The following is a 13654-nucleotide window of genomic DNA, read 5'->3' as shown; positions in this document are numbered from 1 at the left end:
CCGCAACTTTCAAATCGAATCGGTTTGCCACCGCGCGTCGGGAGCCGACCCGATCGGCGAACCTTGGGGCAGCTCGTTTGAACTCGTCCGGTGCCAAGTCGAGAGCGATACCGGATCCGCATCTTCTGAAGACATCCCCGATCAGGCTCACCCCAGCGATCGCACGCAGGTTTCTCTTCTTCTCGAGGGAGAGCACCAGATCGCCAACGCTTCCATCGCGATCGTCGCGTTGGATCAACTCGGTGTGTCCCCGAGCACGGAATCGCTCGATGCGTTGGCCCGGCTCCAGATCGAAGCCCGTTTGGAACGATTCTCGTTTTCCGGCGGACCAGCGATCATTCTCGATGCGGCCCACAACCCGGACTCGATCGCCGCCCTTTTGGCCACCATCCGCTCGCGGTTCGCGGGACGAAAGACCGTCGGCGTTTTCGGTACCAGCGTCGATAAAGATGCCACCGCGATGCTCAAAGAACTGCACTCGAGTCTCGATCAGATTGTTCTGACCCGCTATCACGGAAATCCCAGGTACGTCCCCACCGAAACGCTCGCCCAAACCGCTCAGGAAATCGCTGCCGATCAAACGCCCGACAATCCCGACGACGACTCCACCGGATCGCAATGGTCCTCGATCAACGAAGATCCACTATCCGCATGCCGAAACGCCATCGACCAAGCCGGCAGCGACGGCGTCGTAGTCATCTGTGGTTCGTTCTTCCTCGCCGCCGAACTGCGCCCCTGGTTATTGAACCAGGTGATGCAAGAGTGCTAACGGCGATCAGATTCCGATTGTCCGGCGATCCACTCTTCAAACGCGGTCAACCGCACCATCGAATCGTTTGTCGTGAACGTTTCCGTTTCTCCAACCGCCACCGCGGCGACGAAACCGTCACGTGGCACGAAGCTCTCGAATCGCCACACCTTTCCTCTCGCCAGTTTCGGATCGGCCAACGTCAATCGTGGCTGCTCACTCGCAGCGTCCTCAAATGCAAACTGATCCAGCGGCGTGTACAGTCCGGTACCGATCGCTTTGATGAACGCTTCTTTAAGTGTCCACAACTTCAAGAACAACTCCCGATGCTCATCGGCATTGCGAGTCGCGTCGAGCTGCTGAATCTCCGCCGGTGCGAAATACCGCCGAGCGAGATCGGGATCGGTGCGTCGGTCGATCCATTCGACATCGACCCCCAACCACTGCTCGCGACCGCCCAAACCGCACAACACCAACCCCTTCGTGTGCGCGACATTGAACGCCCGGCACGCCGCCTCGGGCGACTGCACGATCGGTTTGCCGTGATCGAGCAACCGGAAATCAATCTCCCGGCTTTCACATCGCCCTCGCGACAACAACGCTCTCGCCATGCCGCGACCGACGACGTGTTGGTGGCGAGCGGAAGCCACACGAAATCGGTCCGCACGTACCTTTTCCTCATCGAGCAACAAACGCTCGCAAAACGACTCGGTCGGGCCCGGTACGTCCGATGCCGCAGGGGCGTGCCAAACTTCGATCGCTACAGAAGACGTGGGAGATTCGGATTGCATGTTTGGCATGATCGTCAAAAACAAACTCCAACGTCAATAAGTCCCCACCCAACACCCAGACAATTCTCAGACGCGTCCCCCGATGTGACGATGACAACGACTGCGGCAATCCGTTCGGATTTTCCATACCGTTGACGCACGTGGTGGGTCAGGAACCGCACCGACGCAACTCCCCGCGGCCCCCTTTCCCAAACCGATTCATGTTTGATTTCGCTTCTTTCGATACTCCGGTTGCGACGGCGCTGGTCGATCGCAACGGACTCTGGATGCTCGCGGGTTTCCTGCTGCTCGGGTGGGTGATGGCGCGCATGACTGTTCAACGTCGCCGGCGTCAAATCCGCCAACGGGGAGAGGAACGCGAAATTCAACGTCGCCTCGACAAAACATCCTCCACTGCCCTGCCCCTCAGTGACGCGCCCGTGGAAGTCCAACGGTGGCAGGTCGCGATGTTCGACCTGCAACGAGAACTCAAGGGTGAACTCGATTCACGAATCGCCGTCACCCAATCCTTGATGCGGCAACTCGACCAACGTATTGCCGTCCTACAAGAAATGAACAAGGAACGTTAGGCTAGCTGCTTCAACCACCCCGATTCGTTAGCCCTTCAACGAAGTTCGATCGCATGCTGATCGCCATCGTCGCGTCCACTCCCGAAGGAGTCATCGGGCTCGACCAATCGATGCCCTGGCGCTTGTCATCAGACCTCCGCCGTTTCAAAAAGCTCACCATGGGCGGCACACTGCTGATGGGGCGAAAGACATTCGACTCCATCGGCCGTCCTCTGCCGGGACGAGAGACCTGGGTTCTCACCCGCAACCCAGAGTGGCACATCGACGGCGTCAAACCCGTTCACAGCGAAGACGAAATCCTCCAGGCGGCCGAGCGCAAAGACATCTACGTTGTCGGCGGCGGCGAGATCTATCGGCAGTGGCTTCCGCGGTGTGAAGAACTCTGGTGGACACGCGTCTGGGCAAAAGTTCCCGGCGACACCAAAGTCGACCTGCCACTGCATGAATTCCAAACCGTCTCGCAAACCAGCGTCCCTATGACCGACAAGGACGACTACCCGACCGACTGGATGCGGATGCTAAGAAAATAATGCGGATGCAAAAAGCACGCGGGCAAATTAGACCGAGTGCCGCAAATGAAGCGGAACCGCAACGCACTCTTCCTAACGCATCTGCCTTCCCGCTGAACCTCTGCTGCCCCCGAGACAACGACCTACGAACCGGTCAGGTTTCCTGGATTGGGATCGCCTAGCTCGTCCTCGACGTACAGCATCTGAACAATCACCATGATCACCACCACCAGCGGTGCGGCCATCATGACTCCGACCACACCGACGACGATTCCCATCAACAACTGCGCGGCGATGGTCAAAATGGGTGGTAACGTTACTTCGTGTCTTTGGATCATCGGTGTGATCAGGTAACTCTCGATCCCTTGGAGCGCCAGGTTAAACACGACGACGTAGATCACCGTGTCGGTACCAACATTCAGAGCCAACAAAACCTGCGGTATTGCCGCCAACAACGGACCAAAGTTCGGAATGAAGGTCAGCAGCGCCGCGAGCACACCGAGTGTCACCGGCAACGGGATTCCCAACACAGCCAGACCGATCGAAGTCAGAATGCCGACGATCGCCATCGACATCAGTCGACCAATGATCCACCCCGACAACGCCTCCCTGAGTTGCATCAAAACCTCTTCCGCCCGGTCACGTTTCGACATCGGCACCAACTTCAACATGCCGCTGCGATAAAGACTTGGCTCGTACGCTGCGTACAGACCGACAAACAAAATCACGAACGCGGCCGTGATCCCCGCCCCCACCGAACGCATCCCGCTGAGCAGCCCCATCAACGCGGATTTCCCTTGGTCGGACAGCACCTTCTCAAGATTGAACGATTGCTTTAGAGACTTCTCGCTCACACCCACCTGGTCCAACCGATCAATTGCCTTGTCACCTGCCGACTGCAACTCCGAACCGAGTTGACTCGCCCGCTGAACGGTTTGCGATCCCAGGTAGTAGAACCCGAGCCCTCCCAAGAGCAGCATTAACAACACAACGATCAGATAGCTGCCGGTGTACGGTAGCGGCGTGCGCTCGGCGAGCCAGCTCGAGATCCCATGCACAAAGATGCCAAAGAGCAAACCGGCGAGGATCAGCAGCAGCACATTCACCGTTTGAATCAACACTCCGGCGGCGGCCAACACGAGTCCGAACAACAATACGGCAAAGACGAGTGATCTTGAATGCGTTGTTTGGAGCATAAAGGGTTCCGGTCAGGTTCTGAAGAAAGCGTACCGCGATCGCAGGTTTTCGACGTTCATTCGGCCGACACGGCTCCAAACGTCAACACCTGCCTCACCCTTTCCGAGCAACTGACATACCAAACCGCCGACGTCACCGGGGACTACGGAACGCTTTGCCACGTATCAACTAGCGATGGCGTGATTGTTGCCCGAGCCATCTGCCGACAGGATCTGCCGTCGCTTGAATCAATTTGCCTACCTGGCATCGATTCTCAAACCAAATGTCATCTGGATGGTTTGGATTCAAGAACGCAGTCGCAGTCTGGCCTTCATCGTATTCGCACTCAGCATGCAATGATCGAGGAGCGTCGAATGCGTAAACATCGTCATGATAGGCGTAGTGAAAGCGGTCAAACGCCGATACTCTTCTCGACCGAAAGCGATCAGAGGAGAACAGTTGATCGACTGTCTTTCGTGTTAACTCACAAACGTATGTGCCCACGAATGAAACGACGATCTCCTCGGGATATCGGCTAGAGATCCGAATTCCGACAAACGAGATCAGTGCGTCGCTAAGTCGTCCCATCAAATCAGGTTCAGTGAGTGGATCAAGTGCGCTTCAGAAGCGACTTCTGTCGCATACTGTTAGTCTATGTCGTCTCCATTTTCGAGTAGTGGATCTTGTGGAAGATCCTCATACAGAAGGATCTTTCACAAGATCCACTACCGCCTACCCGAACACCACGCTGCGTCCGAATACGAGAGCAACTTGAAATTTAAAATGCCCGGTCCCTGTAACTGAAATCGCACGAATCCTGGCTACATCGTTCTTCAAAAGTCTCTAGCCGTTTCGCAGCATGCCGATCAACTCGTCGTTACTTAGCTTCGCGGCGGCCGCGGTTCCCTCCATTACGCCCGCAACGAGATCACGTTTCGATTCGTGAAGGGAGAGAATTTCTTCCTCAATCGTGCCCCGGGCAATGATCCGGTACACCATGACAGGTTTCTGCTGACCGATCCGGTGAGCCCGGTCCGTCGCCTGATCTTCGACCGCCGGATTCCACCACGGGTCCATGTGGATGACATAGTCCGCCGCGGTCAAATTCAATCCGGTACCTCCCGCCTTGAGTGAGATCAAAAACGCGTCCGCCGTTCCGTTTTGAAACGCATCAACGCGATCTTGCCGTGCTTGAGCGGGCGTCGAACCGTCCAAGTACTCGTAGGTGAATCCGGCGTCATCGAGTTCGCTGCGGATCAACGCGAGGTGTTCGGTGAACTGGCTAAAGATCAACGCCCGGTGACCTTCCTCTTTGAGGTTGGTCAACGTTTCACGGAGCTGAACGAGTTTGGCCGCCTCACCTTCGAAGGATCCGTTGACCAACTTCGCGTTGCAACTGATCTGCCGTAACCGGGTGATCAATGCCAGGATTCGAAAGCGTTGATCCTGCGTTTTGGTCAGCGACTCGATCTGGTCGACTTCACCGATCGCTTCGAGACGTACACGCTCATACTCTTCGCGTTCTTCTTTCGAGAGATCGACATACAAATTCATTTCCGTCCGTGGCGGCAAGTCTTTCAGCACCTCAGACTTCTTGCGACGCAGCACGAACGGTTTGAGCCGCTCGGCGAGTCCGAGTCGCGCCGCCTCATTGTTCTCTTTCTCGATCGGCGTGGCGAAGCGTTTGCGAAATTGCTCCCAACCACCAAACACTCCCGGTGAGACAACGTGGAACAAACTCCACAGTTCACCGAGGTGATTCTCCACCGGTGTCCCCGTGAGTGCGATCGTCCACTTCGAAGGAATCGTTGCGATCGCCTTGGATGTTTTGCTGCGGCTGTTCTTGATGGCTTGCGCCTCGTCCAATACCACCGATCCCCAATCGACTCCCGCGAGAGCTTCGCCGTCTCTTAGCGCCAAACCATAGCTGCAGATCACCAAGTCTCCGGCGGCGACTGATTTCAGAAACTCAGCGCGATCGGTCTCGCGGTACATGTGCACGGACAACGCCGGAGCAAACCGTTCGGCTTCTCGTACCCAGTTGAACGCGACGCTGGTCGGTGCGATTACCAACGCCGGTCCTTCGTCTTTCCGGTCCAACAACACGGCCAGAGTCTGCAGTGTTTTCCCCAATCCCATGTCATCGGCGAGCACACCGCCGACGCCCCACTCGGCCAACCGTCGCAGCCACCGAAACCCATCGACCTGGTAATCACGCAGATTCGCGTCGAGCCCCTTAGGCACTTGGGGTTCGAGCTTCTCTGCCCGCGAGAGACGTTCGAGACACTGGTTCCACGCTTTGACGGCTTTGTACTGAATCTCGCCTTCGCCTAAAAAATCGCGAATTGCAGGCGCGGCGGTCGCGTCCACTTTCATCGTCTTGCGGTCCGCGTGCGTCGCGTCTCGCAATCGTCGCAGCCGATTTCGCAGCTTCTCACCGATGCGTGCCCATTGGCCGTCTTTCAACTTGACGAAGTCGCCGTGCAGATGATCCACATCGTCGTTCGTCAGATTCTGCAGCAACTCGCTGAGCGCAATCTGCTTCCCTCCGACGTCACACTGACCGCTGATTCCGAACCAGTCCCGCTTTCGATTAATCTCGACGCGAACGTTGTTGCTCGAGATGCTGCCCAACACCGACAGCGGCTTTTCGCTGTTTCGATCCCACAGCACTTCCGGCACCGGTATTCCGTCAAACGCGCGACCGAGACTCCGCCCCTGTTCCTCTTCGGAAGCCCATGACTGCAACAGATCGATCATGTTCAAGATGTCACCGAAATCGGTCAAATGACCTGCGAATTGTTCCGACGCGATCCCATCGTCGGCTTGCAACGCGTCAAACCGCAGCGCGCCGGAAAGCTGCTGAGCGTGTTGGAGTTCTTCCGCGATGTTACGGCGGAACTGAACCTGCCGACCGTCCTGCTCTCCGGTCGATACCACCGGAGCCGCCCCGGGCACGCGTAAACGTCCCGCGTGGTCACGAACACGTAGAGCCAAATCGAGCGAACCGTCAGCGTTGCTTCGCATCAATACGACCGGTCTCGATGACACATCAACGAGCGGTCCCGAGCTTTGTTCCGGCAATCGAATCGACAGTCGTGATTGGATTTTCTCAATCCGCTCAAACAGTTTGTCACCATGTGACGTTGGTATCGCCTGCATCTGCAAGAGCATCATCACAAACCGAAAATCATCCGGATCGCATTCCACCAAACAGACAACGTGTTCATCGAAATTGATATCGAGGAACGCGTTTTTCCTATTGGTCGTGATTATTCGAGCCGACGGACTTTGAATGTTTCCTCGCCTCCTTTCGAGCCGCTCGCTACGCACGCGATCCTTGGCCGCCTCGTCATTGGATGCCAAGTGCGGCAAACAGATGTAAAAGCCATCTTGTTCTAGAATTTCGAATTCATAACTGTCACGTCGCACCTCCACCGGATCCGTGTCCATAAAAACATTCTTTGCACCAATCAGAGCGTCGATTGCACCGTAGACATCGATAACCATCTCGCCCCGGTAGCTGTAGTAAGACTCTTCATATCGAACGCATGACAACGCACGTTCATCCTGGCGACTACGGGAAAGTTCATGATCTCGCTGTGCTGTTTCGAACTTGATGCGTCGGCCTTTCGTGAATCCACGGCCGCGTTTCTTGGGTTGTTGCACAACCGAATACAATTCGAAATCTCCGTCGGCATGCTCGATACGCCATGCCAATCGGCTTTGGTTCGTCGTGCTATTTAACGCAACGGTATCGTGTTCGTCGGTCGCATCACCGTCGAGTTCGGCACGCTCCCATTCGCTGTCAAAGTCACGAAAGAACGCCTCAATCGGGGACGGCTCGTACAACGCCATGTTGGGTTTGCCAGAAGTGAACTTTTCCTCGGTAACCTGGCGGTAGAGAGCAGACGACTTATCGGCAAGTTCGCGGGCGAGATATTGGACGAACTTGACCACATGAACGCAGGGGTCCTTTCCTCGGGATTTTGGACACGAGCACGCCGCCGGTACTACGTCATGGTATATCCGGGCGAAAACGGGATACACTGTCCCGCCATCGGCGCAAGTACCGTGAAATTCGCCGTCGTGAAATACTTCGTTGACGACAAATGAAAACTTGCGTTTATCGTGAATAAACTCCGACGGAGCAGCGGAGTAAAGGTCTTCAAAAGCGTCCGCCCAATCTTCGACAATCCATTCGGGATCCTCGTCCAATAAATCCAAGTCGTCGAATAGCGAGCTCAATTCGCCGGACGCCAATGGTTCCGAGTTCCCTATTAGCGCCGCCAACTTGCGTTGAAACAGTCCAGCAGTTTGGCTTTTGGAGGTTGAAACCGTACTTTTGCGGCGAGACATGGGCATCCTACGATCTTGGCCGAAGACGAAGCTTTTAAGCGTTTTTTGACTATTAAATCCACCCGATTAGACGCAGTGAAGCGATCGCGGTAAAGCCGAGCAAGATCAGGTTGAACCATTTTTGCGGCACACGTCCGACAAGCCAACGGCCCCCTAACATTCCAAGAGGAATCGCCGGCGCCATCACCGCCCCGATCAGCAACGTATTCCAACTGATCAGCCCCAATTGGAAACTCAACGGCAATTTGAGAATGTTCAGCACCAGGAACAACCACGCACTCGTTCCGATCAATTCCCATTTCGGCAATGCGACCGCGAGTAAATACAGTGCAACCACCGGACCGGCCGCATTGGCGAGCATGGTCGTCACTCCGGCGAGCAACCCCAACACCACCGCAAACCACGTTTGATGAGGCACCGAATCGAACCAACCGGGACGAAACGTTCGGGTTAACTGAACACCAGTCAATGCAAGAATGATCCCGCCGACGATCAATTTGAACTGCCCGGCGTCAAGCCGATCCATCATCAACCATCCGATCAGAATGCCGGCAACGGTGGGGGGCAACAGTCGTCGAACGTGCTTCCAATTCGCCTCGCGGCCAAAGAAACGGATCGCACAAACATCGCCCACCACCAACATGGGCAGCAACACGCCGGTCGATTCGAGTGCCCCAAATACAAATGCGTACAGCACGACGTGCAGCATGCTGATACCAGGGAACCCCGACTTCGAGACGCCAATTCCCATCGCGCCGATGATCAAGCACGCCCAATGATCCGGCGTGATACTGGTCAACATGCAAACATCCGTTGCGAAACCGAGGCGGACTCATCGAATACCCCGCCGAGCTGACGCCGGTATCGATTCAACGACTCTGCGGACGTGCCATCATCATCCATCCGAATCAGGACAATTCCAAACGGAAACACGCGTCCCCGTTATGATCGCAAAACCGTTTTGACACAACCGTTCGCACGTCCGCGTTATTGCTCGACGATCCAGTCGATGGCACCGCGGAGCAACCGTTCGAACGCCGGCTTTTCGAACTCCGCCGGATGGCCGAGCGATGTGTAAAAGGAATGCCCTCCGTCGGGACGCGTGTAAGTCCAGGCAACCGGTTCCGCCGCAAAAGGTTCACGATCGGACGACTGCAGTTTTCCCGTCAACAACACGTGCGCGCCGTCCGCCAAGGGCGAGGTTCGATACAACGAGCCGATTTGTTCGAAACAATCCACACCCATGCTTTCAACAATCCGATGATCTTGGGATCGCTCGGCCACGCAAACGGTCGAAGCCTGATCGTTCGGATAGTGCCCGGTGTAGTTACCACCGAAAACTTCCGCATCAAATTGGGGCCACTGATCACATTCCGGCGGCGATTTTCCTTTACGCAAACAGAACGCATGGTTCGCCGTGCGAATCCCAACGACCGATCCACCTTCTGCAACAAAACGTCTCACCACGTCGAGTTGAGATTTTGGGAGAGTCTTTCGACGAACGCTGATCACCAACACATCGGCCGTCGCGATTCGGTCGATCTCGGGGAAAGATCCTTCGTTCTCTGAATCTTCCAACACAAAAACAACGTCATAATCTTGCTGCAGATTTTTCGCTGCGAATCGCGGCAACGTTTCGCGTGTCTTGTACTCGGGCTCACCGATCATGATCGCGACCACCGGTCGCCGCGCCGACGGACTCTGCCCATCCGCGTTGCTCTGCCCTTCCGAATGAACCGGGACCGCCTGATCCGCACATGCGTGAGGCAACAAGGCATGCATCGGCATGAACGATGCAACCAATAACGCCCCGATCCAGACGCAGACCGGCGGCAACCTCTTCGTCAATCTTCTCGTCAATCTCTTCGTCAACGCCGTCGTGTTGCCCCTTTGTATATCGTCACGAATCGGTGGGACTTCGGTCAAAACGGTTCGGGGTCGAAACAACATGTTCGGTATCGTCGCAGCAGGAGTCATCGGTCGAGCGGGGAGATTGTACCGCGTCGCGAACTCGCGGTCGCTGCCGAGACGTTTCCCACAAACGCGATCTCGCTGGCGAAAATTGGTGTGCTTTAGCGATCTCCGCTACGATTAGGGAGACTCCTGACGAATTAATCGAGCGCAAAGGGTAGCGTCTACGACTAAGCAGTATTCGATCCCACGACTCGGATTCTTTTCTTGACCTCTTCCCAGCGAATCAGCCGAGCCCAAGACGGCAGCCGCGAAGCCTTCGATGAGCTTTACGCGTGGCTGCTGCCCTCGGTCTATACATTTGCATGGTCGCAGGTCAATGACCGCAGCGCCGCCGAAGAGATCACGTCAGAAACGTTCATGACCTTGGTCGCCAAACTCGATGAACTCCCCTCCAACGATGTCGCCGTGCTGGCGTGGTCGCGGGTCGTCGTCCGCAACAAATCAGTCGACTGGGTTCGCCGACGACAACTGCAACGCCGCGCCACCGTGGCGATGGCCCAGTCCGGTACCCGGATCGACGAAAAGGATTCGTCCAACCCGATTCAACTGATCGAGACCCAAGAACAGCGGCATCTCGTTCATCAAATCCTCGAAAACCTCGCGGCGGAATACCGCCAAGTGATCGAATTGCGGTACCTCGATGATTTGTCCAATGAACAGATCGCCGAGGCGATCGGACTCTCCGCCTCGGCCACCAACTCGTTGCTCTACCGCGCCCGAAAGTCGTTCCGCCACGAACATCAACGCCTCACCAACGATCAAGACGCGACCGTGCCGCAGAATGTCCTCGACAGCGGAGGCCACGCATGAACCATCGACCCGACCATCCACCGGATTCCGATCGAGACGTTGACGTCCTCATCGGCAACATGATCAAAGAGGGTTTCACCGCTCCCGATGTCGATCCCAAATTCGCAGAAGACCTGAATGAGCTACTGAACCGCCGTCTTTCGATTCCGGCCGACAGCAAATCGTTTCCACCCAATTCGTTTCCGCCCAACGGATCGAGCGCGAACAAATCCGACGATCTTTCGGCTCAAGATCGCTCTGCCGTCGAACCGTTCGACTCAACATCGCTGGAAACCAAGCCCTACGATCAACCAACAACGCCGGTCGAAACCCGACGATCGGATCACGCATCGTCTTGGCGACGTATCAGTCTGGGGCTCGTCGCATCCGCCGCGGCGGTATTGATGATGTTGATGTGGCCCGCCGGAACGGCACACAGCTTTGAGATCATGCGGGCTCGATTGAGTGATCAAGCCTTTGTGCGTGCGAATTTCATGGACGCAGGCCGACCGTTCGTCGGTTGGTTGTCAACCGAGGGTGAGTTCGCCGCACTTGAGTCTGCCGAGGCTGTCGTTGTTTCGAATCAAAACGGATTGCTAACGCGTTTCGACCGCGATGCCCGCACGATCAATCCGGTACCCACCGGAGTGACCGCACAACGCAACATCCGCATCCTCAAGGTGCTCGGCGCGATCCGCAACACGTCCAACTCTTCCCTTCAAATCGTTTCAGAATCGACGCGCAGAATCGACCATCGCAAAGGAGCCGACGTCGAGTTGACCGTCCGCTTCCGAGACGACGACTCGCAATCAGATCCGTTTGACGTTCGATTCGGTATCGAATCTGAAACGGGACTGCCGGTTTGGATGGACATCGATTCGTCTAACCATCCTGACCGCACCGATGACACGTTGCCGCTCGCATATCCAGCTCAAGGTCCTACTGAATTGGCCTCGCTCGGTATTCCCCCGTCATTGGCAACGAAAATGGCAAACGGCGACCTGCCCCTGCCGGGATCCGATTCTGTCGTCACCAGGGGACGCGATGGTGAATCGGAAGAACCCGACGACGAACAGGCGTTTTCCGCAGGATCGCTTCTCGTGCCGCCGTCCGATGGCGCCGACGAATCGGAACCGGATCCGATCGTCACGGTTATCTCACCCGCGAATGCCCAAACGGGAGACACCGCCGCGGCGCCCCTCTCACGTCGACGATGGGATGTCGCAGTACCGGTGGACGTCCCCGATAACGCGGTAGCGATGGCGAAAGTTATCGACGGCCGGTTGTCAGACGTTTGGCGGTCGCGCGGAATGCGTGCCAACCCTCCTGCCGATTCCTACACGTTGTTTCGGCGCATGCATTTGGACCTGATCGGTCGGATCCCACATGTCGGCGAAATCCGCAGGGCGTTCCACGACGGTAAACCGAACATGGACGCCGTTATTAACGAGCTACTCGATTTGCCGGATTTCGATTCCAACATGGCGGCGGTCTGGTCGCGTTGGTTGCTGCCGCCTGATGTCGAGTTGGAACAGTTTGGAGGTCGCCCGGCTTTCGAAGCTTGGCTCGCCGATCAGTTTGCGGCACACGTCTCCTACGATGAAATCACGCGGCAACTATTACTCGCCGAGGGACGTGTCGGTGACCAAGGCCCGGTTTTATTCACGACCGCCTTGGAGATGAAACCGGACCACCTGGCGAAACAAACCGCGCGGACATTCCTTGGCACACGGATCGACTGTGCAATGTGCCACGACCACCCATACGACACGTGGACACAAACTGATTTCTGGGGTTACGCCGCGTTGTTCGCTCGTATCTCGCGTCCCTCGGGAACGATGAACACGATGTCGAGCGTCCTGAGGGTGAAAGATGTCGGGGAAGGTGAAGTCACGTTGCCGGACACCGATCAAGTCGTCCCGCCACGCTTGTTGGGTGCGGGTTTGCTCGACGAGTCCCCGCAGTCTGATCAGCGTCGACGCCGTTTAGCAGAGTGGTTAACGAATCCAAACAACCGACAATTCGCGCGAGCGACAGTGAATCTTCTCTGGTCTCACTTCTTCGGCGCGGGTTTGGTTGAGCCTCGTGACGACTTTGGGCCTCACAACCCACCGCTGTCGAAGGAATTGATGGAACAACTCGCTGAGTACTTCATCGCGAGTGGATACGACGTACGAGCAGTCGTCCGCGCTATCGTCCTTTCCGATGCCTACCGACAAACCAGCAATGCGGAAGAACCCGAAGAGCGACCCACGTTCAACTCGATGCCGGTCCGTTGGCTGACCGCGGAACAACTCTACGATTGTCTCCTGGTCGCCTCCGGCGGACGTTCCGGTTCGGTCTACGTGACCGATCCGACGACGGGCATCAATCGGTTTACCGACACCGCCCGGGCCGCGTTTGTCGAACAGTTTGCGAGCACCGCGAACAACGTTCTGGAATATCAAGCCGGGATCCCTCAGGCTCTCTCACTGATGAACGGCAACCTCTCCAACCTATCGGCGGGCGAGGACACCTCGCAGTTGATTCGCGGCCTACGTGCCCCGTTCTTTTCCGACGAAGACCGGATCGAAACTGTCTTTCTGTCTCTGCTGGGAAGGCCTCCGTCGGCCGACGAAATGCGACTCGTGCAAAGTCTCTTGAAAGAAAGTCCGGACGCACCGGCCGCTGAAATACTGTCTGACCTGGTGTGGGCACTGCTCAATGGGGCTGAATTCGCAACCAACCATTGAACCACGC

10 protein-coding genes are annotated in these 13654 nt (G+C 56.5%); 5 read left to right on the top strand and 5 right to left on the bottom strand.

What is annotated here, in order from left to right:
- A partial coding sequence (locus tag RSSM_RS11280; RefSeq protein ID WP_315850016.1) for a glutamate ligase domain-containing protein occupies positions 1–769 on the top strand: 769 nt, incomplete at its 5' end.
- On the opposite strand, the gene RSSM_RS11275 is transcribed toward RSSM_RS11280, so the two are convergent.
- Positions 766–1539 carry a 4'-phosphopantetheinyl transferase family protein gene (locus RSSM_RS11275; RefSeq protein WP_173403149.1) on the bottom strand — a complete coding sequence of 258 codons (774 nt, stop codon included), beginning with the start codon at positions 1537–1539 and terminating at the stop codon, positions 766–768. The genes RSSM_RS11280 and RSSM_RS11275 overlap by 4 nt on opposite strands.
- A gap of 200 nt (positions 1540–1739) precedes the next feature.
- Between RSSM_RS11275 and RSSM_RS11270 the strand changes: the two genes are divergently transcribed.
- Together RSSM_RS11270 and RSSM_RS11265 are read left to right on the top strand one after the other, a co-directional pair.
- Positions 1740–2108, top strand: coding sequence for a hypothetical protein (locus RSSM_RS11270; RefSeq protein ID WP_008678174.1), 369 nt, complete (start codon positions 1740–1742; stop codon positions 2106–2108).
- 53 nt (positions 2109–2161) lie between these two features.
- Positions 2162–2638, top strand: coding sequence for a dihydrofolate reductase (locus RSSM_RS11265; protein ID WP_008678172.1), 477 nt, complete (start codon positions 2162–2164; stop codon positions 2636–2638).
- A gap of 122 nt (positions 2639–2760) precedes the next feature.
- Here RSSM_RS11265 and RSSM_RS11260 read toward each other — a convergent pair whose 3' ends face one another.
- From RSSM_RS11260 to RSSM_RS11240, 4 genes are all read right to left on the bottom strand, one after another.
- Positions 2761–3813 carry an AI-2E family transporter gene (locus RSSM_RS11260; protein ID WP_008678170.1) on the bottom strand — a complete coding sequence of 351 codons (1053 nt, stop codon included), beginning with the start codon at positions 3811–3813 and terminating at the stop codon, positions 2761–2763.
- 823 nt (positions 3814–4636) lie between these two features.
- Positions 4637–7753 carry a DEAD/DEAH box helicase gene (locus tag RSSM_RS31630; protein ID WP_236621086.1) on the bottom strand — a complete coding sequence of 1039 codons (3117 nt, stop codon included), beginning with the start codon at positions 7751–7753 and terminating at the stop codon, positions 4637–4639.
- A gap of 451 nt (positions 7754–8204) precedes the next feature.
- Positions 8205–8954 carry a sulfite exporter TauE/SafE family protein gene (locus tag RSSM_RS11245; protein ID WP_008678165.1) on the bottom strand — a complete coding sequence of 250 codons (750 nt, stop codon included), beginning with the start codon at positions 8952–8954 and terminating at the stop codon, positions 8205–8207.
- Positions 8955–9139: 185 nt separating this feature from the next.
- Entirely contained in the window at positions 9140–10102 is a 963-nt protein-coding gene (locus tag RSSM_RS11240; RefSeq protein ID WP_236621085.1) for a ThuA domain-containing protein, read from the bottom strand.
- Positions 10103–10330: 228 nt separating this feature from the next.
- Here RSSM_RS11240 and RSSM_RS11230 point away from each other — a divergent pair, with 228 nt between their 5' ends.
- Both RSSM_RS11230 and RSSM_RS11225 read left to right on the top strand, forming a co-directional pair.
- Positions 10331–10936, top strand: coding sequence for an RNA polymerase sigma factor (locus RSSM_RS11230; RefSeq protein ID WP_008678156.1), 606 nt, complete (start codon positions 10331–10333; stop codon positions 10934–10936).
- Positions 10933–13647 carry a DUF1553 domain-containing protein gene (locus RSSM_RS11225; protein ID WP_008678155.1) on the top strand — a complete coding sequence of 905 codons (2715 nt, stop codon included), beginning with the start codon at positions 10933–10935 and terminating at the stop codon, positions 13645–13647. Before RSSM_RS11230 ends, RSSM_RS11225 begins: the two co-directional genes overlap by 4 nt.
- Positions 13648–13654 lie beyond the last annotated feature (7 nt).

This window comes from Aporhodopirellula sallentina SM41 (assembly GCF_000346505.1).
In the GTDB taxonomy this organism is placed as follows: Bacteria; Planctomycetota; Planctomycetia; order Pirellulales; family Pirellulaceae; genus Rhodopirellula; species Rhodopirellula sallentina.
This window is presented reverse-complemented; position numbering and strand designations above follow the sequence as displayed.

Excerpts from the sequence above, each read along its gene's own strand:
- RSSM_RS11275 (WP_173403149.1), bottom strand. The coding sequence starts at position 1,539 with ATGCAATCCGAATCTCCCACGTCTTCTGTAGCGATCGAAGTTTGGCAC.
- RSSM_RS11270 (WP_008678174.1), top strand. The coding sequence starts at position 1,740 with ATGTTTGATTTCGCTTCTTTCGATACTCCGGTTGCGACGGCGCTGGTC.
- RSSM_RS11265 (WP_008678172.1), top strand. The coding sequence starts at position 2,162 with ATGCTGATCGCCATCGTCGCGTCCACTCCCGAAGGAGTCATCGGGCTC.
- RSSM_RS11260 (WP_008678170.1), bottom strand. The coding sequence starts at position 3,813 with ATGCTCCAAACAACGCATTCAAGATCACTCGTCTTTGCCGTATTGTTG.
- RSSM_RS11245 (WP_008678165.1), bottom strand. The coding sequence starts at position 8,954 with ATGTTGACCAGTATCACGCCGGATCATTGGGCGTGCTTGATCATCGGC.
- RSSM_RS11240 (WP_236621085.1), bottom strand. The coding sequence starts at position 10,102 with ATGTTGTTTCGACCCCGAACCGTTTTGACCGAAGTCCCACCGATTCGT.
- RSSM_RS11225 (WP_008678155.1), top strand. The coding sequence starts at position 10,933 with ATGAACCATCGACCCGACCATCCACCGGATTCCGATCGAGACGTTGAC.